This window comes from Rhizobium sp. LjRoot258 (genome assembly GCF_964254185.1).
Lineage (GTDB): Bacteria > Pseudomonadota > Alphaproteobacteria > Rhizobiales > Rhizobiaceae > Rhizobium.
The window spans coordinates 1565095-1586365 of record NZ_CAXUST020000002.1; the positions used below are offsets into that span (position 1 = coordinate 1565095).

General features: G+C 58.0%; 21 protein-coding genes and 4 pseudogenes. 11 read left to right on the forward strand and 14 right to left on the reverse strand.

Features of this window, described 5'->3' with window-relative positions; translation table 11 throughout:
- Positions 1 to 35 precede the first annotated feature (35 nt).
- The 3 genes and pseudogenes from ACSQ9D_RS28130 to ACSQ9D_RS28140 form a co-directional block, all read right to left on the reverse strand.
- Positions 36 to 344 (reverse strand): PAN domain-containing protein, encoded by a 309-nt coding sequence (locus ACSQ9D_RS28130; RefSeq protein WP_436285086.1) that lies wholly within the window; start codon positions 342 to 344, stop codon positions 36 to 38.
- Positions 342 to 410 (reverse strand): annotated as a pseudogene (locus ACSQ9D_RS28135) (hypothetical protein); the annotation flags it as partial. The gene ACSQ9D_RS28130 and the pseudogene ACSQ9D_RS28135, both read right to left, overlap by 3 nt.
- Before the next feature lie 12 nt (positions 411 to 422).
- Positions 423 to 1175: a hypothetical protein gene (locus ACSQ9D_RS28140; RefSeq protein WP_436285087.1), complete on the reverse strand. Its 753-nt coding sequence runs from the start codon at positions 1173 to 1175 to the stop codon at positions 423 to 425.
- 352 nt (positions 1176 to 1527) lie between these two features.
- On the opposite strand from ACSQ9D_RS28140, the gene ACSQ9D_RS28145 reads away from it, so the two are divergent.
- Entirely contained in the window at positions 1528 to 2304 is a 777-nt protein-coding gene (locus tag ACSQ9D_RS28145; protein ID WP_436285088.1) for an SHOCT domain-containing protein, read from the forward strand.
- A 138-nt stretch (positions 2305 to 2442) separates the two neighbouring features.
- Here ACSQ9D_RS28145 and ACSQ9D_RS28150 read toward each other — a convergent pair whose 3' ends face one another.
- Positions 2443 to 2937 (reverse strand): histidine kinase, encoded by a 495-nt coding sequence (locus ACSQ9D_RS28150; RefSeq protein WP_436285089.1) that lies wholly within the window; start codon positions 2935 to 2937, stop codon positions 2443 to 2445.
- Positions 2938 to 3368: 431 nt separating this feature from the next.
- Between ACSQ9D_RS28150 and ACSQ9D_RS28155 the strand changes: the two genes are divergently transcribed.
- From ACSQ9D_RS28155 to ACSQ9D_RS28170, 4 genes and pseudogenes are all read left to right on the forward strand, one after another.
- Positions 3369 to 3842, forward strand: a complete 474-nt coding sequence (locus ACSQ9D_RS28155) for a hypothetical protein (RefSeq protein ID WP_436285090.1) — start codon at positions 3369 to 3371, stop codon at positions 3840 to 3842.
- Between the two features lie 408 nt (positions 3843 to 4250).
- Positions 4251 to 4394 (forward strand): annotated as a pseudogene (locus tag ACSQ9D_RS28160) (SOS response-associated peptidase); the annotation flags it as partial.
- A gap of 69 nt (positions 4395 to 4463) precedes the next feature.
- Positions 4464 to 4811, forward strand: coding sequence for a hypothetical protein (locus ACSQ9D_RS28165; RefSeq protein ID WP_436285091.1), 348 nt, complete (start codon positions 4464 to 4466; stop codon positions 4809 to 4811).
- A gap of 62 nt (positions 4812 to 4873) precedes the next feature.
- On the forward strand, positions 4874 to 5245 hold the full coding sequence (locus tag ACSQ9D_RS28170; RefSeq protein ID WP_436285092.1) for a response regulator: 372 nt from the start codon (positions 4874 to 4876) through the stop codon (positions 5243 to 5245).
- A 1133-nt stretch (positions 5246 to 6378) separates the two neighbouring features.
- Here ACSQ9D_RS28170 and ACSQ9D_RS28175 read toward each other — a convergent pair.
- Positions 6379 to 7013, reverse strand: a pseudogene (locus ACSQ9D_RS28175) (dihydrofolate reductase family protein).
- 112 nt (positions 7014 to 7125) lie between these two features.
- Between ACSQ9D_RS28175 and ACSQ9D_RS28180 the strand changes: the two are divergent.
- From ACSQ9D_RS28180 to ACSQ9D_RS28190, 3 genes and pseudogenes are all read left to right on the forward strand, one after another.
- Complete coding sequence (locus ACSQ9D_RS28180; RefSeq protein ID WP_436285093.1) at positions 7126 to 7482, forward strand: ArsR/SmtB family transcription factor; 357 nt, start codon at positions 7126 to 7128, stop codon at positions 7480 to 7482.
- Positions 7457 to 7945 carry an SRPBCC family protein gene (locus ACSQ9D_RS28185; RefSeq protein ID WP_436285094.1) on the forward strand — a complete coding sequence of 163 codons (489 nt, stop codon included), beginning with the start codon at positions 7457 to 7459 and terminating at the stop codon, positions 7943 to 7945. The genes ACSQ9D_RS28180 and ACSQ9D_RS28185 overlap by 26 nt, the downstream gene beginning before the upstream one ends.
- A gap of 218 nt (positions 7946 to 8163) precedes the next feature.
- Positions 8164 to 8741: pseudogene (locus ACSQ9D_RS28190) on the forward strand (chloramphenicol phosphotransferase).
- A 137-nt stretch (positions 8742 to 8878) separates the two neighbouring features.
- Here ACSQ9D_RS28190 and ACSQ9D_RS28195 read toward each other — a convergent pair.
- Both ACSQ9D_RS28195 and ACSQ9D_RS28200 read right to left on the reverse strand, forming a co-directional pair.
- Complete coding sequence (locus ACSQ9D_RS28195) at positions 8879 to 9247, reverse strand: DoxX family protein (RefSeq protein WP_436285095.1); 369 nt, start codon at positions 9245 to 9247, stop codon at positions 8879 to 8881.
- Complete coding sequence (locus tag ACSQ9D_RS28200) at positions 9228 to 9887, reverse strand: TetR/AcrR family transcriptional regulator (protein ID WP_436285096.1); 660 nt, start codon at positions 9885 to 9887, stop codon at positions 9228 to 9230. Before ACSQ9D_RS28200 ends, ACSQ9D_RS28195 begins: the two co-directional genes overlap by 20 nt.
- A 136-nt stretch (positions 9888 to 10023) precedes the next feature.
- On the opposite strand from ACSQ9D_RS28200, the gene ACSQ9D_RS28205 reads away from it, so the two are divergent.
- The gene (locus ACSQ9D_RS28205) at positions 10024 to 10482 is read left to right on the forward strand and encodes a hypothetical protein (RefSeq protein ID WP_436285097.1); all 459 of its coding nucleotides are present in this window, start codon (positions 10024 to 10026) and stop codon (positions 10480 to 10482) included.
- A gap of 36 nt (positions 10483 to 10518) precedes the next feature.
- Here ACSQ9D_RS28205 and ACSQ9D_RS28210 read toward each other — a convergent pair whose 3' ends face one another.
- The 6 genes from ACSQ9D_RS28210 to ACSQ9D_RS28235 form a co-directional block, all read right to left on the reverse strand.
- Positions 10519 to 10857 carry a DUF2147 domain-containing protein gene (locus ACSQ9D_RS28210; protein ID WP_436285098.1) on the reverse strand — a complete coding sequence of 113 codons (339 nt, stop codon included), beginning with the start codon at positions 10855 to 10857 and terminating at the stop codon, positions 10519 to 10521.
- 169 nt (positions 10858 to 11026) lie between these two features.
- A complete protein-coding gene (locus tag ACSQ9D_RS28215) occupies positions 11027 to 13030 on the reverse strand; it encodes an aldo/keto reductase (protein ID WP_436285099.1) in 2004 nt (667 codons plus the stop codon).
- A gap of 45 nt (positions 13031 to 13075) precedes the next feature.
- Positions 13076 to 14161: an ABC transporter ATP-binding protein gene (locus ACSQ9D_RS28220; protein ID WP_436285100.1), complete on the reverse strand. Its 1086-nt coding sequence runs from the start codon at positions 14159 to 14161 to the stop codon at positions 13076 to 13078.
- 14 nt (positions 14162 to 14175) lie between these two features.
- Positions 14176 to 15012 carry a carbohydrate ABC transporter permease gene (locus tag ACSQ9D_RS28225; RefSeq protein WP_024315189.1) on the reverse strand — a complete coding sequence of 279 codons (837 nt, stop codon included), beginning with the start codon at positions 15010 to 15012 and terminating at the stop codon, positions 14176 to 14178.
- Positions 15009 to 15869, reverse strand: a complete 861-nt coding sequence (locus ACSQ9D_RS28230; RefSeq protein ID WP_436285101.1) for a carbohydrate ABC transporter permease — start codon at positions 15867 to 15869, stop codon at positions 15009 to 15011. Before ACSQ9D_RS28230 ends, ACSQ9D_RS28225 begins: the two co-directional genes overlap by 4 nt.
- Positions 15870 to 15944: 75 nt before the next feature.
- Positions 15945 to 17222, reverse strand: coding sequence for an ABC transporter substrate-binding protein (locus ACSQ9D_RS28235; RefSeq protein ID WP_436285102.1), 1278 nt, complete (start codon positions 17220 to 17222; stop codon positions 15945 to 15947).
- A gap of 86 nt (positions 17223 to 17308) precedes the next feature.
- Here ACSQ9D_RS28235 and ACSQ9D_RS28240 point away from each other — a divergent pair, with 86 nt between their 5' ends.
- On the forward strand, positions 17309 to 18217 hold the full coding sequence (locus ACSQ9D_RS28240; protein ID WP_436285103.1) for a helix-turn-helix domain-containing protein: 909 nt from the start codon (positions 17309 to 17311) through the stop codon (positions 18215 to 18217).
- A 21-nt stretch (positions 18218 to 18238) separates the two neighbouring features.
- On the opposite strand, the gene ACSQ9D_RS28245 is transcribed toward ACSQ9D_RS28240, so the two are convergent.
- On the reverse strand, positions 18239 to 19147 hold the full coding sequence (locus tag ACSQ9D_RS28245; RefSeq protein WP_436285104.1) for a LysR family transcriptional regulator: 909 nt from the start codon (positions 19145 to 19147) through the stop codon (positions 18239 to 18241).
- 117 nt (positions 19148 to 19264) lie between these two features.
- On the opposite strand from ACSQ9D_RS28245, the gene ACSQ9D_RS28250 reads away from it, so the two are divergent.
- Positions 19265 to 21100, forward strand: coding sequence for an IlvD/Edd family dehydratase (locus ACSQ9D_RS28250; protein ID WP_436285105.1), 1836 nt, complete (start codon positions 19265 to 19267; stop codon positions 21098 to 21100).
- Positions 21101 to 21271: the final 171 nt, after the last annotated feature.

Below are 21271 nucleotides of genomic sequence, written 5' to 3' on the forward strand. Positions count from 1 at the left end.
GCGTGGTGTAGGAGTTGAGGTGGAGTTTTTGACGCTCAGTTCGCACGAGCGCCAGTAACCGAGAGCAAGTTTCCTCTCGTCGGCTTACGAACGGTCAGCATCGCGCACATACCGTTCCGGTAGAAGTTGAACGCTTGGCATGATGCCGTGGCGACGCATTGGTCCTGGCAGGCCGCTAGGGTGGTTCCTGGGAACTTGGCAAAAGGTTTGCCCAGAACTTCGACGTCTCTGCTGCTTCGGAAGTTCAAAGTCGGTCCGAAGTCGTGGCCTACGCGGGCGATGTCTGTCTCCAAGCCCTTGTAGCCCGAGACAGCCCCACTGAATTGCAGTGCTTCGGTCGCCATGCCTTTCAAAAAGCAGACGTGATGGACCTCGTTGAAAGTGAACGCGCGACACCGATCGTTCTCGTCGCATTCGAGTTTTCAGTCCTCTACCGTGAACAGCTTCAGCGGCATTCCCGGCAGGTCATAGCCGGGCAAATCAGTGTGCTCGTATAGATGCCAGTCAGGACGCTTTGCCAAATTGGGCGTAACTGTCACCTCCGTTGGAGCTTCCAGCTTTGCGGTCGTTTCGCCGCCGAACGGAATTGGCGCGGACGCCCTGCTCGGCTCGCCGCCCTCCAGCAGATCAATATCCAACCCAATGCTTTTTGCGTCTGCGGCCGTCAGCCATTGCATAGAGGTCGGCGAAGTGTCGGTCACATAGACGATTATGTTGGGATTGAGATTGAGCTGCTGGAGATATGAGCCGACCAGCGCGTTCCCGGCGCTACTGACGTCCTGCTGACCAGCAGCCTCGGTGAACGCGGCGTGGAAACCGATCTTGGAGGTCGGCGTTAGAAAGCGATGTCGTCCTGCCGGCCACGCAAGGCCACAAGACGACGCGCACATTTGGTTATTCGCTACCGCCGTCGAAAACCCCTTTATGGCGATCGTCCGGCCGATCTCCATACCCACCTGGGCGAGACCACCAATGCTATCGAAGAAGACAACGGCGCTATCAGCAGAAATCGCCAAGTTCTTAAACCGGAGATCGTCGCCGTCCGTGAATTCCCCGGAAACCGAGATTATCGAGACATTGTCTTTGAGCGGCGCAATCTGAATATCGGCAGATAAGACATTTGAGAACGAAAGACAGAGAAAAAAAGAAGTGGCCAAAGCCCAACGCGCGAACACAATACCAGCCCCAACTACCCAGACGCGAGTAAACGACGATCCACCGCCGAATGTCAAAGCGGAAGTTAAGGTAGTGTTGACTGCGTGATCAGCTGTGGTTTCAGCCCTCACTGAGAAGGACCTTGCCGATGAGTACCGAGGTCTTGGCGGTCGCCGCCTTGCTGTGATTGACGACAACATTGGCTCGTCGCGCGACTGGCCCGCCAGAAGGCGGGAGCGTATAGCTTCCCTACCCGAAGGCGAGAGGCGCGATGTTAAGACGTTTTTACGGTCGCCCAGTGATGAAAACGACGAGCTGGGATCTAAATAGCACGTCACTGACAGATCGAGTTTGACAAAGGGGTTGATCGAAATGGGCACGGCAAAACATTCTGGTCAGGAAGAGCTGATTTCATCCCTTGCGCAGAAGCATGGTGTCAGCGTCAACACCGTTCGCGACCTCTATGCCGCCCTCGTTGCGGGCAGCGGATACCAGGCCCAGTTCAACCTGCCGGAACTTGGCGGCATGGGCCAATGGTCCAACGGTGGCATGGTCATGGTCGGAGACATGTTCAACCACGGACTGAAAGCCAAAGTCGCCGATCTGTGTTCCGAGCTGGCCGACGAAGCCCGACAGAAAGCCTATAACGAGCAAGGCTTGCGGCAGAGCCAACAGCAGGGCCACGGGCTCAAGCTTTCAAGCGGTTGGTATCCTAGAGATTTGGGAATGCCCGCTTCTTCAGGATCACAGAACTCCATGCGGTATGCGTTCTTCCCGTCCACACGACGGCTGGCAATCAGCGACGGCAACCACACTACAGTTTACGATACAGCAGATCATCAGATTTCCGGGTTCTCTCAGCAGCAGGGTGGCAGTCATGATGTTTCTTTCACATCGCAGCATGGCCGGGTAGCACTCTCGACCCTTCGAAAAGTGCTCCAAGCTCCGAACGCCAATGAGAGCCGTGGAGATAGCGGAGACAAAGAGCCCCGGCTTCAGCCCGCCGAGCCGTCACCCTCCCAAATGCCTGGAATCGACAATGATGACGTCATCTCGAAGATCGAGCGTTTGGGTGTTCTACACGCGAAGGGCATTTTGACCGACGAAGAATTTCAAACAAAGAAAGCCGAGCTGCTATCCCGCATCTAGGAGGCCAGTTTGTTCGACGATTGTTGCCTGTGGAGAGATGGATGCCTGTTCGATACAAACTGGACTGCACCTTGAGCTACGACGTCAAAGAGGCGACGACAGGGTGGCGCCCCCGCCTCAGATTATCGCCCAGCGATATTAATTTGCCATCTTGATCGACGCCAGGATCTTGCCAAGGTCGGCGTCGTGCTTATCCTCCTTGCCCTTCGTGCCCCAGTAGGTCACGACAAGCGCCTTCTCACCGGACGTCGCCAGGAAAGCCAGGCCCACGCTGACTGGTCCGTCTGAGTCCTTTCCGTCCCAATCAAGGGTGGTCATCTGCAGACCATTGACCTCCTCTACGGGGGTTTCTTTCTGTGTCTTCGGATCGATGGTCACGCCGTTCTGAGAAAGAAAATCGATAGCGTCGCTGGTGACCTTCTCGATCGAGTTTGTGTCAGCGACATCGACGGAGAGGTAAACTGCGGAATCCGAGGAGGTGCCTTGGACCCCAGTTTCCGTTTCCTCTGGCTGCCAACTATCGGGGATGGTGATGCTGGCGAACGGTCCCTCACTGGGAAAATTGAGGGTCGCCCCGTGGGCCGCTACGGGGATGCAAAGAGTAAGGATAGCCAAGGAGAGAAAGCGCTTCATGAGGGGCTCTTCGATTGATATAGGACCTGGTCTTCCACCCTAAAAGCGAAGTCTTAAGATCAAGGACGATTCCGGGCGGCGGTCTCGGTGCGCGCGATAGTGGGCGGCGAAACATCCCAAAGGGTGACCGATTCAGCGAAAGTGAGCCCCACGACGCGGCTGCAATCGAGGCGTGGGAAGAAGCGGGAGTGCGTGGCAAGGTTCGAAAGAAGCCCGTTGGTGGGGACACCTGCCTGAAAGTTCTGTATGAAGGCGACGTAGGTCTCCTCGCATGGTCGATATCTTTCAAATCGAAACCAAAGAGGCGGCAACTTGAAAGTGGTTCGATTGTCACAAATGATTGAGTAAGAAAGTTAAATGAGATCGGCCTCGAACCAGCCTTGCCCGTCATCGGTGCCTGCTTCAGCTCATGAAACAGATGGAACCCGCCGATGATCTTCATGATAGTCGCGGTCGCGATTTTTTTAGTTTTTTTCTTCCTGTTTCCCCGCCCCACGTTAATTGCGCTGATTGCGGTCGTTTTCGTCGGCGCTGGCGTTGCGGTCTATGTTTATTTCCAGCAATCCGGCCGCGACAACTCTGCGAGTTTGGTTGTTGGAACGAGCAGCGGCACCCAAGGCTGCCTCGACCCTGCCAAGCCAGTTTTCGTTCGGTTGTTCAACGGCTCCGACCAGCAGGTCAACGTAGTGCGCTTCCGATTGGTCGCGAAACGCCCAGGCTTCAGCATTGAAGCTTACTCCGACTATCTCAGCAGCTACAAGATCATTGAGCCGCATGGCGTTTACGGGACATGCTGGGCGCTCAATAAGTATAGAGGCTTGGAGACCTTGCCGGACAAACCTTCGCCGAAGGATTTTGAGTGGAACGTTGACATCTCATCAGTTGATTTCGCTGAGGACGAGTAGGTGTCGGTCCATTTGTGAATTCTTCAACCTCGCCCGTATTGGTCCCTCGGCGTGCTTTGATATAGGGCGACGGCTAGTCGAGAGTTCGTCCCCAAATCACAACCATCGATGATGAAACGGTCGCTCTGGTTGCATTCTGACGTCCATCAGTCACCCCATCGCCAGCGGCAATCAAGGAAATCGTAGAAATACTTCTGGAGCCAATCTTCCCGACACGGAAGGGAATCCACCTCCTGGGCGTAACGGTGTCTTCGCTGGAGCGCCAAGCTGAGACAGGCGTGGAGCAATCGCGGCTGACGCTCTAGAACTTCAGACTGCCGTGCCGGTCCTCGGTTTGGGCCAGCATCAAATTGGTGGCTTGAATGTAAGACCAAGATATTCGACGCTTTTGCTTTAAGGGACGACCGCATGTGTAATCTCTACCGCATGGATGATCGTGACGGGGTCTCCAAATGGGCTCAGGACATCGAGAGCCTGGTCAACCTGATGCCAGCTTATCAGGTCAATCCGGACCAGTGGGCACCTGTGATCAGGAACACAGCTGACGGCAAATGATCTCATGCCGAGGCTCTAATCGCTGCCGGATGAAAGTTCAGTGGCAGGTCAGCATATCTGTAGGCCATGAGCGGCTTCATTAGTGGCGATGAACTCGAGCGCATATCCGTCCTGGATTACCTAGCCTACGACGAAGAATCGACTGGACAGAATTGGAGGCTGCCGGGAGGCTACGGTGCGCTCGTCACAGCGAGCGTTCCAGCTGGCGTTACTCTAAGTGTTACCACTAAGGTCGAATCGGTCGAACTCGACGGGAGGCGGGTTGCCCCACAGACGCACGCGGGCACGATCCGCGCCCGCGCCCTAATCATGATGGCATCAACCGAAGTCCTTGCCGGTGATGCCATCGCCTGGCCATCAGCCCTGGATCCTTGGCGCGACGCTGCTCGCCGTTTGGCAGCATTGGGCAGGTAGATATTGTTGCGCCGCAACATCCGTGCTTCATTGCGGTGACCACTCCAGTAGAGGTGCACTTGATGGCCCAACTTGCTTTGCCGCTACCAACGATACTCGTCGTAGAGGAAAATGCAGAGGCGCGAGCTGCCGCAGTCGACGCGATAGCGGCGGCCGGATTCAACGTTGCCGACGCCTCGAGTGGCGATGATGCCTTGCGCATATTGCAAGCCCAGCATGACATTGGCTTGGTATTCACCTCGATTAACATGACCGGGAATATCGACGGAGTTGGGCTAGCTGTTCGCATCCACCGTGATTGGCCAAAGTTGGCAATCGTTATGACGTCTGCCGTGGTGGCGCTCCGACAATCCTCACTGCCCCAGCGTTGCCGATTCTTAAAAAAGCCATATCGGTTGGAGGACGCCATCCGGTGCTTCAGACTTCTGCTTTGATGAATGTCTTATCCCGTTCACACCGGTAGACGCTTCTGATAGGCTGTAGAGAGGAGCAGTAATAAAGCGCAAGGGCTCGGCCCGAAGGCCCGTCAAGATCCCTGGTTTTGACGTCTGCGAAACCACCCTTTTGATCAGCATCGCCGCATTGCCATTAATCCCGACGGTCGATCATTAGAAAGCCATGCCTCGGACCGCCGTGTCCCATTTGATATGGCGGATCGTCTGAGCGTCACGACAGCTTCTTTCACTTTCATGTTGGCCTCTTGGCCAGAGTGTGACAAGCGTTCGCTCACCCACTTCGGCGAGGACGCCATAAACAGTGCCATCGCTCACTATCATATCTGTGGTCCGAGCATTCATGACGGTCTGGAAGTCGGGGTAATGAAAAGGATCCTTGACGTCATCGCTGAAGCCGGTTCCTTCGCTCCATCAGAAGCTCGTGCTCAACCAGTCGCTTAGCTGCGGCACTTAGACCAATTCCGCCGAACGTTTCAGTAACGCCAAGCTCGCTGAACCTCTTAGCAATTGCGTCCCCCAATGGAGCATTCTCGTGCCGGTAGAGCTGCAAAAGCCTGCTCCATTCCTCGTAAGTGAAGTCTCGCCGAGCGATCATGAAAGATGCCTTTCTGTCGAACCGATCGACGATAGCATGATTTTTGTCGTTTGAGGGGATCAGAAAGCTTAACCTAGTAGAATGGGCGCCAGACTGCGGCATTCCACCGGCCAGCCGTCATCAGTTGCCTTGAGCGCGTAGAGACGGTTCCCGACGCCATGACTGCGCCGATGAAGGCCAGCCATGCTGTGCAACGATTGCCGATCTTCAGCAAGAAGCAGTCCGGTCAAGCCACTCTCGCAAGCCTCAGAAATTTCGCATCTATGCCGACAAGGCCGTTTCATCAAGGTATCGGGAGGCGCAGGTCCCATGGACCAATTTGCGTCAGCCCTGCGTCAAGTCGGTTTACCGGAATAGCTTTCGACTGCACTAACATCAGGCGGCGTTCTGCAAAACGTACACCGTGTCCGGTTTGGGCCCGAAAGCAGACTGTCAGCACCAGGCTCGTAACTCGAGAAGCCGACATCGTGGACCGCCTGTGGACAGTCCATGATCGCCCTAAGTCACAGGCTAGCGACTAGCGTTGGAAGGTGAGGTGGATGGTGCCACTCGGGGCCGTTTCTGCCTTAACTGTGTACCCAGCTTCTAAGCCGCGCAGATCGTCCCACAGGCGTATGCCGCGCCCGAGTAGAATCGGCGCAATTGCAACATGAAGACGATCGACAAGATCTTTTCTTAGAAAGTGGCGAACGACCGTTGCGCCACCGCCAATCCGTACATCTTTGCCGATCGCCGCCCTAACAGCTTGCTGGAGCGCATCAACGGGAGTGGTGTCGAGGAAATGCAAAGTGGTGCCACCAGCCATCTCTATGGATGGTCGAGGGTTGTGGGTGAGAACGAAGACTGGAACTTGGAAGGGCGGCTCATCGCCCCACCAGCCACGCCAGTTCGAATCGTCGGGGAAGTTGTGGAGTCCGAACATGCCAGCGCCCATGATCTCGGCACCCACATCAGCGAAGTATTCTTTAGCGTAATCGTCATCGACGCCGGTGGTCCCAGCCCCGCTTTTGGTACGCGCGCACGGAACGTTCGCGTTGCAGCATATGCGCCAACGAGACGCGACCAGTGCACGCCGAACGGGACTTCGGGCGTCTTGTCCGTCGTTGTCGCGAAACTATCGAGCGAGATATTGAGATCGACACGAACTGCCACTGGAGCCCTCCTTGCGAGTAGTTGTATAGCCGCCCCAATATTAGGCGGCCAGATACTAAGGCAAGTACCTTATTATCCTTGACCAACGCCCTAGGTCGGTTTAATTAGGCACATGCCTTACCATTCGACCCCCCTCGACCTCGCCTTTCACGCTCTCAGCGACCCGACCCGCCGCGCGGTGGTATCGCGGCTGGCTGAGGGCGAGGTGCCGGTCAGTGTCCTGGCCGAGCCTTTCGACATGGCGCTGCCCTCCTTCGCCCAGCATCTCAAGGTGCTGGAAGATTGCGGGCTGATCGCCAGCGAGAAGCGCGGGCGCAGCCGCTGGTGCCGGCTGGTGCAGGCGCGGTTCGACGAGGCGGCGGACTGGATGGAAGCGGAGCGCCGGCGCTGGACCGAGCGGTTGGATCGGCTGGAAGTCTACTTGGACAAGACGGAAGAGGATGATGAAGAACATGGCAAACCTGTTTGACACTTGGTCGCTTAATCGAGAGATCGTGCTGGTGAAGCTGCTGCATCACCCACGCGACAAGGTCTTTGCTGCCTGGATGGACCCAAAGGCGCTAGCCGAATGGTACGGTCCGGCCGGCCTTAGAATCGAGAGCCACGAGGCCGATATCCGCGAGGGTGGGGTCTGGCGGTTCGACATGGTGGGCGTGTTCGAGGGCCAGGAGCAGCGCTTCCCGAACCTCATGCGCTTTCTGGAGATCGTGCCGAACGAGCGGATCGTGATGGACTATGGCACGCCCGATCCCAACGACCCCGACCGTTTCCGCACCACGGTGACCTTCGATGAGCAGTCCGACGGCAAGACGGTGCTGACCATGCGCCAGCTCCACCCCAGCCCCGAGCGGCGTCAGATCGTCATCGGCTTCGGCGCGGTCGAATACGGGCTGCAGACGCTGGATGGCCTCGCAGCCTGGCTGGAGGGCTGAGCGTTTGGCCAATCAGTGCCGCGCGCCCGTGCATTCTGCGTTTATTGATGCTGTTGTGGGGCTCTGCACCGAAGGCGCAATGACTGCAACGGGGCAAATCCGGGCGAACGCCTCGGCGGCTTCGCGCCAGTTGCGGTCATTGGGCGATATCCGAGAAGTCGCTTAGTCTGCATTGTCATTTGTCATACGGGTGGATGATGTGAGGAGGTTGCGGGACGATGAGTATTTTCGTGTTGCTCATGGGGTTCCCAGGCGTCGGGAAGCTGACAATCGCCAAAGAACTCGGTTCGCTTATTTCCGCAAAGACTGTCGATAATCACTGGTTCAACAACCCGATATTACGCCTCCTCGATGAGGACTGGACTGCTCCGCTGCCAAAAGGAGTATGGGAGTACACTGGAAGGGTCCGGCAGACCGTCTTGGATGCAATCGCCACCTACAGTTCGCCCTCGGCAAACTTCATCTTCACCCATGCAGGTGTCGAAGGAGATGAGCGGAGCACTCGGACCTACCGCCAGTTCGTTGAAGCCGCCAGACAGTGTGACGCGGTTTTTGTTCCAGTTAGATTGCTTTGCGCGAAGAGGAATTGGCACGCCGCGTTTCCTCTCCCGCACGGCGCGAGCACTTGAAATCGATCGACGTAGAGACTTCAAGGCATCGAAGCCAGAACGCTCTAGTTCTCAACATCCCGCACCAACACGCGCTCACGTTAGATGTGACTTTCACGTCGCCTTTAGAAAGTGCCGCAGCAATACGGGATCATGTTGTGAGCCGTAGCGCCGTTGGGCCTGTCTGATACCGGCAGGAGCAAGGACCTTGGGTCCGCTTTGGGCCCGACAGCGGTCATGACGAGGATTTTGGCGATTGTGAAACTATTGGTCTGTCCGGAGCCTCGTCCAGCTTACTGTTTGGGGGGCTCAACCCTGCATGTACTCAGATCGTGTTCACTTGAGTTTTCCGACCGAACAACGCAGCTGCCGCTGCGCATAACGTGAGAACTGCAAGTGGCGGAATGGCATGTGTGTATTCGCCATGAAAGGCCACCGTGCCCACTGCTGCTGCCATTGCCGCACTGCCGAGCAGTGCGCCCGCTATACGGTACCGTGATAAAAGGAGGATGCTCGTCGTTAGTTCCAAGACGCCCGTGACGTAATGAAACCACCATGGATAGCCCCACCGTTGATAGTCAGCCAGGATGCTGGCGGGGGCGGCGATGTTGCCAACACCTCCAATGACAAAGAATGCCGCCAGTAAATACTGGAGTGCAGATAAACGCGAGAACTTATGCTTTGTTGGAAACATGGTAAGTCTTAAACGCTCCGTTCAGAAACATCGCGACAGCAGCACTCGTGGCGTTTTCAATTTCGGCAACGCCAATTTCTTGCTCGAGACCGACGAGAGCTTTCAACTGGATCGATGTGATCGTTAAGTTGATGAAATCACTAGCCAGATCTTCGGCTTCGATATCGTTGCGCAAAAGGTCTGCCGCCTGGCCTTCTCGGATACATTTTGCGAGAATGCGCTGCGCATTCGTGTGACCTGCTCTCCAAATGGATTGCGCCAAGTCCGGAAAACGACGGCCTTCGGCAATCATCAGCCGATGCAGTGCGATTGTGCGAGGCTGCAAAACAATCTCCAGCAGTTTCTGCCCAAAAACAGTCAGGCATCTCTGCGGGTCGCTTCCCTGGATCTGGAGTTCATGGAGGGGGCGGGACAGTTCTTCGCAAAGCGCCGCAACTGCTTCGACGAAGAGACCTTCTTTGCCGCCGAAATGGTCATAAACGTTACGCCGAGAACCCCCTACGCGGGCAATTAGGCCGTCAACTGAAACAGCGTCAAAGCCATCTTCTAGAAACATATCTGTCGCGGCCTCCTTAAGGGCGCGGACGCGTTCCTCGCCTCTTTTCGTACGATGCTCGCCGCTCAAACCAGGACGCTCCAAAATCTCAACATTAGAATGGTACGGTACTATACCATACCAATTTGAGCAAGATGCGTATCCCGGCTTCGACCGGTCTTTTTTGTGCCTGTTCCACGCCGTGATCTGGAAGGCCCTAAGCGCCGGTTTGGCCGAAGCAATGCGGTCACGCGACTTGCAGGCGCAGTCAAATCAATGGGCTAGCGAAGAAAATGGGACGATTCCAAGCATCGCCAGCGGGGCCGCTCGCCAGTTTGGCACGAGGAATGCATGGTATCTTAACGAGGTTCCTTTGTTTGGAGGGAAAATGATGGCCTTGGTTATCGATATCGTCAGTGCCGCCGGACAGCTCGAAGCAGCCATTCTCGATGTTACTACGACAGATCCGGATATCCTCGTCTGCTCCAAGTCGATGAAGGCAAAAGCAAAATTGCTTCCTCAGGTTTTGGTAGAGCACTATCCGGAACTTTCCTTCATCCAACGCGAACTGCGCGGCGTGTTCGAAGCCTGCTCGGACGCCATTGATCGCAAATCGGTCAATCCGGTGGTCGTAAAAGCGGCAATCTCCATCGCGGAGGAATATCGACAGGTTATCGAAGGGCTAAAGCGCGGCAACTAGCGCACTCAAAACAGCCGGCGTATTTCCGCTCGACTGTCACAAGCGTGTCCAGATCAGCGAGACGCAGATCACCTTCATCGTGCAGCCGCGCATATGCACCGTGTCGCCCGTGAGTGTTAGCACACCTGTAAAGGTCTTCTTGCTCTCCGGCTCGACAATGATTCCCGTGAAGTTGCCGTTGCTTCCCTGAAAAGAGCCTATGCGCTTGCCCGCATTGTTGCCCGTCTTCATCGTAATGCAGTAGCCTTGCGCGCATTCGTCAATTGCCGCGGTGGTGCCGACTTGTGTCTTCCAGGTGCCGACGACAGGCTCTTGAGCCAAAACACTGAAGGCCACGAGCGTCGTCGACGCCGTGATCAATGCCAATCGTTGCATGGTTCGCTCCCCTTTGGCGATCAGGGTAAGGCCGCTGGTCCGACCTAAAGCGTTTTATTATACGCCTCGAAAATGCCACGCTCCAGCTCTCCTTGCTTTTTTCTGCCGCCGGTGAAGGCATCCGCCCGGGACTGGCTCGTCGCAGCCCCGGGCCCAGGTTGCTATCGCGTCACGCTTCCAGCCACTTCACTTGTTCCGGCGTCAGCCTGATGTCGAGCGCCGAGAGGCTGTCTTCGAGCTCGGCGATGGTGCGCGGTCCTATCAGCGGAATGACCGGGAACGGCTGGGCGATCACGTATGCAAGCGCGATGTGGATGGGGCTGCGACCGAGCTTGTTTGCCAGCTCGATGGCCCGGTCCCGGCGCTCAAAATTGCGATCCGAGTACCAGCAGCGGACGATTTCTTCATCGTCGTGCTTGTCGCGTCCGGCACGGTCGGTAAAGAAGCCGCGTCCCTGGCTCGACCAGGCGAAGTTCGGGATCTGCTTGGCATTCAGCCACGTCTTCCAATCGTCGTTGGAAGCCGCCACGCATCCGGCCCAGATCGGATCGAGCATTTCAGCAAGCGAGAAGTTATTGGAAAGGGCAGCTGGCGCCGTCTTGCCATTCTTGGCGGCGTAAGCTGCGGCTTCCTCCATACGCTCGCGCGTCCAGTTCGACCCGCCGAAGATGCCGCGGATTCGACCGCGTCTGACCTCTGCGTCCATGGCATCGACGAACTCGCCGACAGGAACGTCGGTGTTGTCGCGGTGCATGAAGTAGATGTCGACATAATCGGTCTTCAGCCGGTTCAGGGACTGATCGAGTTGCTTGGCGATGACATCGGGGTAGCAAAGCGGCGAATGAACGCCCTTGCCGATCAGCACGATCTCTTCGCGCGGTACCTTCCGACTGGTGTGCCAGTCGCCAAAGACGCTCTCGGTCTTGCCGCCGCCATACACGAAGGCCGTGTCGAAGACATTGCCGCCCGCCTCGTAGAATGCGTCGAGGGTCAGCGACGCGGCAGCGAAGTTCGGGAAGAATTCGAAACCGAGCGTGACCACTGAGGCAGGTTTGGAAATGCCGGGGATCTGGCGCTGCGGAATGCTGTTGCCGCGCCGAACGGTACCGCCTGCGAGGTTCGCGGTTCGCTTGTCGGCCTTCTCGACACCGTACTCCAGACCAATCGAAGCACGCCATTGATCGAGAACGCGCAGGTTTCCGACCGAATCAGCCCAGCTCATACCGGGTGAGCGGAATTCCTTTTCGCCGGCGCGGATCGCGTCACCGGCCGCGTCCACCTCGAAGGAATAGAGCCAGCGGTCTTCCTTGACCTCGACCGTCTGCTGCTCGTTGCCCTTGATGATCTCGATCCTGCCGACGCCACCCTTGTGACCGGAGGCAAACCAGAAGTCCTTGACCTCGATACGTCCCTCCGAACCGATGATACGCAGTGTGTTGTCCTGCTGCGCCATGATCGAGCAGGACACCTCGGCAATGATGCTGTTCGGGAACTTCAGAACGGCAGAGGCCCATTCGTCGACCCCTGACTGACCAAGGTGACCGACGCCAGCGACCTTTTCCGGATCAAGAAACGGCGTGCCCTCGGCAGCACCCGCGATCAACCGCGCCATGGAGACCGGATAGCCGCCAACATCGAGGATACCGCCGCCCGCCGTCTCGTTGGCGAAGAGGCGATGCTCGGGCCGGAACGTGCCCATATTGAAGCCGAAACTTGAACGGATGATGCGCACCGTCCCGATGACACCGCTTTTGACCAGTTCGACGATCTTGGCCGTCTGCGGGTGAACGCGATACATGAAGGCCTCGCCGGCAAAAACGCCGGCCTTCCTCGCTTCATGATAGATGGCGTCAGCGTCAAACGCGGAAAGCGCAATCGGCTTTTCAACAAGAACGTGCTTGCCGGCACGGATGGCTTTGATCGCCCATTCGGCGTGGCCGGTATGAGGCGTTGCGATATAGATCGCGTCGATCTCTGCATCCGCCAGCAGCGCGTCATACCCTTTGACGATGCGGGCGCCGGGGAAGTTTTCGCCAAGCCCCGGCTTTTCCGGGTCGCGGGTGGCAATGGCAACGAGTTTTCCGGTGCGCGAATGCGCGATGCCGTCCGCAAAGGTGCGGGCGATCGTGCCCGGGCCGATAATGCCCCAACGAATCGGTTGGTCTGTGCTCATAGGGAGTTCCTCTTCATTGCATAAGTCTTGGGATGAGGTTTGCCGTCAGCGCAGCCGATTGCCGTCGCTGTCGAACAGAAAGGTGCGGTTGGCGCTCAGGCCGACGGTCAGCGTGTCTCGATTGCCGGCGGCGCGCGATTCCGGGCGCTCGATGATGAGTTGTTCGCCCGCTGCCGTTGTCGCGTAGATGTAGCTTGTATTGCCAAGATGCTCTGCGACGTCGATCGTGACCGTGAGATCAGCCTCACCCTGCCCGGCGTCGACGAAATGCTCCGGCCGGATGCCGAGCGTCACCTGCGCGCCAGGCACGATCGGCCCGCTCACCGGCATGGTGAGGCGGACATTCTTGTCGCCTGCAAGCGCAACCGTCGTGCGTGCACTGTCCTTTTCAAGAACCTCGGCCTTGAGGAAATTCATCTTTGGCGAGCCGACGAAGCCGGCGACGAACTGGTTGGCGGGATCGTCATAGAGGTCGAGCGGCGCGCCGACCTGCTCAATGTTGCCGGCCCGCAGGACGACGATCTTGTCGGCCAGCGTCATCGCTTCTGTCTGATCGTGGGTGACATAGATCATCGTCGTGCCGAGCTGCTTATGGAGCCGCGAGATCTCGACGCGCATCTGAACGCGCAATTCCGCATCCAGGTTCGACAGTGGCTCGTCGAAGAGGAAGACCTGTGGTTCGCGCACGATGGCGCGGCCGATGGCCACGCGCTGACGCTGGCCGCCCGATAGTTGTTTCGGTCGCCGCTGCATCAGCTCGTTGATCTGCAGGATGTTGGCCGCGTGCTTGACACGCTTTTCGGTGTCCTGCTTCGGGTTTCCGTTCATGCGCAGCCCGAAACTCAGATTTTCCTCGACCGTCATGTGCGGGTAGAGGGCGTAGGACTGGAAGACCATGGCAATGCCGCGGTCGGCCGGTTCAACATCGTTGACGACCTTGCCGCCGATGTTGATCTCGCCGCCCGAGATATCCTCAAGGCCAGCGATCATGCGCAGCAACGTTGACTTGCCGCAGCCGGACGGGCCGACGAAGACGACAAACTCGCCGTCCTTTACCTCAAGATTTGCGCCATGGATGATTTCCAGCGCGCCAAAGCGCTTGACGACATTTTTCAATGAAAGTTCGGACATCAGGCGTTCCCCGATTATTTGACTGCGCCGGCCGCGATGCCGGCGATGAAGTGGCGCTGCAGGAACACGAAGACGACCAGGATCGGCGCCGTCAGCATCATGGCACCGGCCATGATGCCGCCCCAGGACACCTTGGTGAGCCCGATCAGCGTGCCAAGCGCCACCGGTGCCGTCATCATCCCCGGCTTGGAGTTGATGAGCAGCGGCCAGAGATAGTTGTTCCAGGAGTGCAGGAAGAGGATGATCGCCAGTGCCGCCATCGTCGGTCTTGCGAGAGGCAGGGCAATGCGAAGGAAAATCTGCCATTCCTTGACGCCCTCGACGCGCGCGGCATCGAAGAGTTCCCCGGGCATCATCGAGAAGGCCTGACGCATGAAGAGCACGCCAAGCGAATTGAAAAGCGGCGGCACGATCAACGCGATCCAGGTATTGGCCAGCTTGAATTCGCGCGCCACCATGATGAACTGCGGGATGACGACGACGGCAAAGGGCAGCGTAATCGTACCAAGAATGATGCCGATCACGACCGACCGCCCGACGAAACGGTAGCGCGCAAGTGCCCAGCCGGCCATTGAGGTTAGAAGCACCGACAGGATCGTGTAGATCACGGCAACGCCGATAGAGATCGACATCGCACGTATGAAATTTGTGTCGGCCTGCAGGTTCTTGAAGTTCTCGATGAAATTCGTAGACGGCCAGAGGACGATTTCGGGGCTGAATATGCCGAAGTCCGACATTGTGGAGAAGACGAGCATCATCCACAGCGGAAACAGCCAGATGATGGCCAGCGGCGTCAGGACGGCGTGAAGAGCGATCTGCCGCAGCAGTAGGGATTGAGATTTCGATCTCATTTGGGCTCCCTTCCGATCCAGAGGTTGAGCAGCGAGATTGCGACGGCGAGTGCCGCCATCGTGTAGGCGACGGCCGAGGCATAGCCGAAATTGAGCGAGCGGAAGCCCTCGCGATAGAGGAGAAGGCCAAGCGTTTCCGTTCCACCTCCCGGCCCGCCGCGATTGGTGATGAGGAATGGTTCGGTGAAGAGCTGCATCGTGCCAATGACCGACAGGATGACACAAAACAGGATGATCGGCTTTAGAAGCGGCAGGGTGATGTGGAAGAACTGCTGTGACTTGCTGACGCGATCGAGCGTTGCCGCCTCGTAGACGTCGTCAGGAATGGATTGCAGGCCGGCGAGAATGATGATCGCGTTATATCCCGCCCAGCGCCAGGTCACCGCGATGATCACAAGGGCCATAGCAGCATTGGCATTGTCGAACCACGAGATGGCTGGAAGACCAACGAGGGTGATCAGCTTGTTGACGATCCCGAAGTCGAAGCTGAACATCAGGCGGAAGACGGCCGCGTAGGCGACTTCGCCGACGACGACCGGGGCGAAAAAGGCAAAGCGGAAGAGAGGCCGCGCTTTTAGAAGCGGCGAATTCAGAAGTACAGCCATCACGGTGGCGATCGTGATCATGACCGGAACCTGAATGACCAGGATGATCAGCGTGTTGTAGAGTGCGTTGTAGAAGGCTGGATCGCCAACGAGGCGGCCCCAGTTCACCGAGAAACTGAATTTCCATGGATTGACGCGGGTGTTCTGAAACGAGATCAGAAACGAACTGATGATCGGCCATATCCAAAACGTGGCAAAGACCAAGAGATAGGGCGCAAGAAAAGCGTAGGCGTTCCGGTTCCGGATCGGCATTCTATTCTCCTCACAGACGAGACGAGCCATCCCTTTGGATGGAGGCCGGGCGCCAAAGGCGCCCGGCGTCGTTACTCATTTCGCAATGGGAAGACCTGTCGCCGTGGCGATCTGGTTGGCTGCGTCGTCGAGCGCGGCCTTGGCGTCGGGATAGCCGCCGGCAAAGTACTTCGTCTGTGCCGCCCTGTAGATCGAATCAGCGTCCGTCTGGAACGCCGTGCCGCGGCTTGGAACAATCTTCGGCAGGGTCGAAAGGATGTCGGCCCAGACCTTCTGGTCGTGCCAATAGGGCAGTGGCTCGTTGACGAACGGGTCCTGGACTGCAGTCAGCAGCGACGGAACGAGGCCGAAGGACTTCAACATCGTCACCTGGCCCTCATTGGTGCCGAGCGCATAGTTGATGTAGGTCCAAGCTGCTTCCTTGTTCTCGGAATTGGCGGCGATTGCAAGCGACGAACCGCCGAGGTTTGCCGCATGCGGCCCATCTGCCGTCAGGCTTGGCATCATGTAGACGCCCCACTTGCCGGCAAGATCGGGCGAGCCGGACCGAATCGTGCCTTCATACCAGCCGCCATACATCTGGCTTGCGGCCTTGCCTGCCGTATTGGCCTGGATCTTCTCGTCCCAGATGGCTGCCGTCAGCGTGCCGGCGTCCTTCATCTGCTTGACCTTTTCGAGCGTCGCAACGCAGGCCGGCTGATTGATGGTGATCGTCTGGCCGTCCGTCGAGAAGTAGCCGCAGCCCTGCTCGTTGGAAATCATGCGGAACCACTCGCTGTCACCGTTAAAGTCGGCTTGCGCCATGACGACACCGGGATTGGCCGCCGAGATCTTCTTGCCGGCTGCAATGAAGTCGTCCCAGGTCTTGATCGTCGAAGGATCAACGCCTGCCTTTTCATAAAAGTCGCGGCGGTAGAAAACGGCGACCGGGCCGGAATCCCAAGGCATGGCATAGGCGACATCGCCGACCTCAAGCTCGGTGCGCTTGAATTCCGGGAATTTTGCCTGGATTTCTGCCGTATAACCCAGATCCTTCAGGTTGGCGAAGCAGTCAGGGAAGCGGCTCCAGAAGATTTCCGCCTCGAAGTTCTCGACGCTGACGATGTCAGGCAGTCCTTCGCCGCCGGCAGCGCAGGCCGCCAGCATCTTGTCGAAGACCTGCTGGTTACCGAGGTCTTCGACTGTGACCTTGATATCCGGGTACTGCTTGTTGAACCCTTCGAGCGTGGACTTCAGCGCCGATGCGGCGATGTTCCAGCTCCAGATGGTGAGATTGCCCGACTGCTGCGCGAATGCAGAACCCGAAGCAAGCAGCGCAACCATTGCGGTCGCACCGATAAGTTTGAAGCGCATTGAAAATCCTCCCTTTTCAATTGCCGTCCCTTAGCGAACGCGGCTAGACTATCTGGAAGGGAGCCGCTGTCTCCTAAAAAGGGAACATGGACTTGGCGGAAAGTAAGATCGGAAGGCGGGCTGTCTACCAGCCGGGAGCGAGCAGTATCGAAGGGTTGCCGACGGCCCTGCAGATGTTTCACAATCATCCACCTGTGATGCTGATGCCGCACTGGCACGTGCAGGTCGAGGTCAACTATATCATGCAGGGTAGCGTGCACTACCGCATGAACGGCCATGAGATCTCGATGAAGGCGGGCGACATGTGCCTGTTCTGGGGCGGCCAGCCGCACCAGATGGACGATTGCTCTGAGGATGCGATCTATGCCGGGGGACACCTGCCACTGGTCTACTTCTTCCGTATGCGCCTGCCGATCAACATTTCCAGCCGCCTGATGAAGGGCGAGATCCTGTTCACCTCGGCAACCGATGCGGCCGACAAGGAGAATTTTCCGCGCTGGGTGCGCTACGCCAAATCCGGTGATCCGGCCAAGGCTCAGCACGCCCTCGACGAGATGCTTTTGCGCGTAGAGCGAATCGCACTTGAACCCTATTCGCTGCTGCCGACGCTCGGGCCGACGGATGCGGATGATATAGAGCAATTCTATCCGCAGTCATCGCGCAGCGTCGCCCGCATGTGTGACTTCATCGCCGTCAACTTCCTGCAGGAAATCGATTCGGTCGATATCGCTCGCGCCGCCGACCTTCATCCGAAATATGCGATGAACCTGTTCAAGAAGACGACCGGTATGACGCTCAGCAAATATGTCAATCTGCTGCGCCTGTCGCACGCACAAGCGATGTTGATGAACGACGAGGCGAACGTTTTGCAGGTCGCGATGGATAGCGGTTTCGGCTCGATCAGCGCCTTCAACAAGTCGTTCCGCCATATCGCGGGCATGTCGCCTTCCGATTTCCGCCGCGATGCCCGCATGGTCACGCAATATGCGCCTTAGGCTATTGGCAGCCGCGCCGCCTCAAGGGTTTCGCGTCGTGGCAAACACATTATAGACAAGCTCGGCGGAGGCAGACAATTCGCGTTCCTTGAGTTTGACGAGGCCGAAACCTGGGACGGAGATGTCTCCCTCTATCTGCAGCGCCTTGACGAGACCATGCCGCTCGAGAAGGGCTGCCACGGGATCGGCAAAGATGCCGAGCCGCTGGCTCTGCAACATCAGCAACATGGTCAAAAGCGCATCGGAAGTCGAAACGACGCTTGCCGGCACGATGCCATGGCGGCGGATGAAATCATCGATGACCTGGCGAAGGAACGAGCCATGCGGTTGGAGCACCCAACTCTGGTGCCTGAGGTCGTCCTCGGTGACGACAGGCTTGGCCGAGAGCGGGTGATCGACTGCCACGATGACACGCAGCGTCTCCTGACCGACCGGTAGATAGTCGAACCAGAGTGGGTTCATGCCACTTGGAATGCGGCAGACGGCAAAGTCGAGCCTTCTGTTCAGCACATCCTCGAGCAGCACATCGCTGCTGCCAACGGCGATGCTGATGTCGATCGTCGGGTGCGTCTCGAAGATGCGCTTCAGGGCGGGGGCGACATAATCGGCCGCGGGCGTCATGATCGTGCCGAATGCCACGCTGCCGCCCTGCCCTGCAGCGGCGACCACCATTTCGTATTCGGCGCGTTGGGCTTCAGAGATCAGCATCTTGGCGTGGCGAACGATCACTTCACCCTGAGGTGTCGGGACAAGGCCACGGTTGTGACGCTCGAAAAGCTGGTGCCCAGACATTTGCTCCAGCTCATTGAGGGTTCGCGACAGGGCCGGTTGCGAGATTCCAAACATTTCGGCAACGACGCCGAGCTTTCCGTGCTCGCTGAGCGCCACGAGCATCTTCAAGTGCCGCAGTCTGAAACCGTCCAATCCCACGATTGCCTCACTCGATATAAGATATTTGCATATCAAAATGCGAAAGACTGATTATACATTCCTGTATCGATCAGCTAAGTGCATGACAACAGCGGCGTCAAAGCAAGGAAATTCATCGTGGTTGAGAAAACTCCCTCCCCGAATCAGAACGCAGTTCAAGAGCAGGACGGATCGCGCCAGCTTCGCTCCAAGGCCTGGTTCGACAATCTCGCAAACCCTGACATGACCGCGCTCTACCTGGAGCGTTACATGAACTTCGGTCTGAGCCAGGAAGAGCTGCAGTCGGGAAGGCCGATCATCGGTATCGCACAGACTGGCTCCGACCTGTCGCCGTGCAATCGTCACCACATTGAGCTCGCCAAGCGCGTTCGCGAAGGTATTCGTGACGCGGGCGGTATCGCCATCGAATTCCCGGTGCATCCGATCCAGGAAACTGGCAAGCGCCCGACTGCAGGTCTCGACCGCAACCTCTCCTATCTCGGCCTCGTCGAGGTTCTCTACGGCTATCCGCTGGATGGCGTGGTCCTAACGATTGGCTGCGACAAGACGACGCCGGCCTGTCTCATGGCCGCGGCAACCGTGAACATTCCGGCGATCGCACTGTCGGTTGGCCCGATGCTGAACGGCTGGTTCCGCGGCGAGCGCACAGGCTCGGGTACGATCGTCTGGAAGGCTCGCGAAATGATGGCGCGCGGCGAAATCGACTATCAGGGCTTCGTCAAGCTCGTTGCCTCCTCCGCGCCCTCGACCGGCTACTGCAACACGATGGGCACGGCGACCACGATGAATTCACTCGCCGAAGGGCTCGGGATGCAGCTGCCGGGCGGCGCGGCAATTCCGGCCCCCTACCGTGACCGCCAGGAAATCTCCTATGAGACCGGCTTGCGGATCGTCGAAATGGTTCGCGAGGACCTCAAGCCTTCCGACATTCTGACCAGGGACGCCTTCATCAACGCCATCCGGCTCAACTCCGCGATCGGTGGCTCAACCAATGCCCCGATCCATCTCAACGCACTTGCCCGCCATGTCGGCGTCGAACTGACGGTCGATGACTGGCAAACCTACGGCGAAGAAATCCCGCTTCTCGTCAACCTGCAGCCGGCCGGTGAGTATCTCGGCGAGGACTACTACCACGCCGGCGGCGTTCCGGCCGTCATGGGCGAGTTGATCAAGCACGATCTGATCAACACAAGCGCGATGACCGTGAACGGCAAGACGGTCGGAGAAAACTACACCACAGCGACGATCGAGGACGACAAGGTCATTCGTCCGTTCGAGCGCCCGCTGAAGGAGCGCGCCGGCTTCCGCGTCCTGCGCGGAAATCTCTTCTCGTCGGCGATCATGAAGACGAGCGTGATCTCGCCTGAGTTCCGGCAACGTTACCTGTCCAATCCGAACGATCCGGAAGCCTTCGTTGGCCGCGCGGTCGTCTTCGACGGCCCGGAAGATTACCATCACCGCATCGACGATCCGTCGCTGGCGATCGATGCGTCGACGGTCCTTTTCATGCGCGGTGCCGGGCCGATCGGCTATCCGGGTGCCGCCGAGGTGGTCAACATGCGTGCGCCGGATTATCTCTTGAAGCAGGGCATCAGCTCGCTGCCCTGCATCGGCGACGGTCGTCAGTCCGGCACGTCTGGCTCGCCCTCCATCCTCAACGCGTCGCCGGAGGCGGCAGCCGGCGGTGGGCTTGCTCTGCTGAAGACCGGCGACCAGGTTCGCATCGACCTCAAGAAGGGGTCGGCCGATATCCTCATCAGCGACGAGGAGCTTGCCGAACGGCGCAAGGCGCTCGAGGCAGCCGGCGGTTATGTTTATCCGGAGAGCCAGACGCCCTGGCAGGAAATCCAGCGTACCTATGTCGGCCAGATGGATACCGGCGCCGTGCTTGAGCCGGCCGTCAAGTACCAGCGTATCGCCCAGACCAAGGGCATTCCGCGCGACAACCACTAAATCCTCCGGGCGCGGGCAGCAGATCGCATCGCTGAACACAGTCCGATGAAGTACAATGGGCGCGATGCCATGGTCGGCATCGCGCCCATTCTCGATTTGGAGACGAGGTCGAGATTCCTTGGTTTTGACCTTGCCCACCGGCATCTATTGTGGTCGATTTCGGCGCCGCTG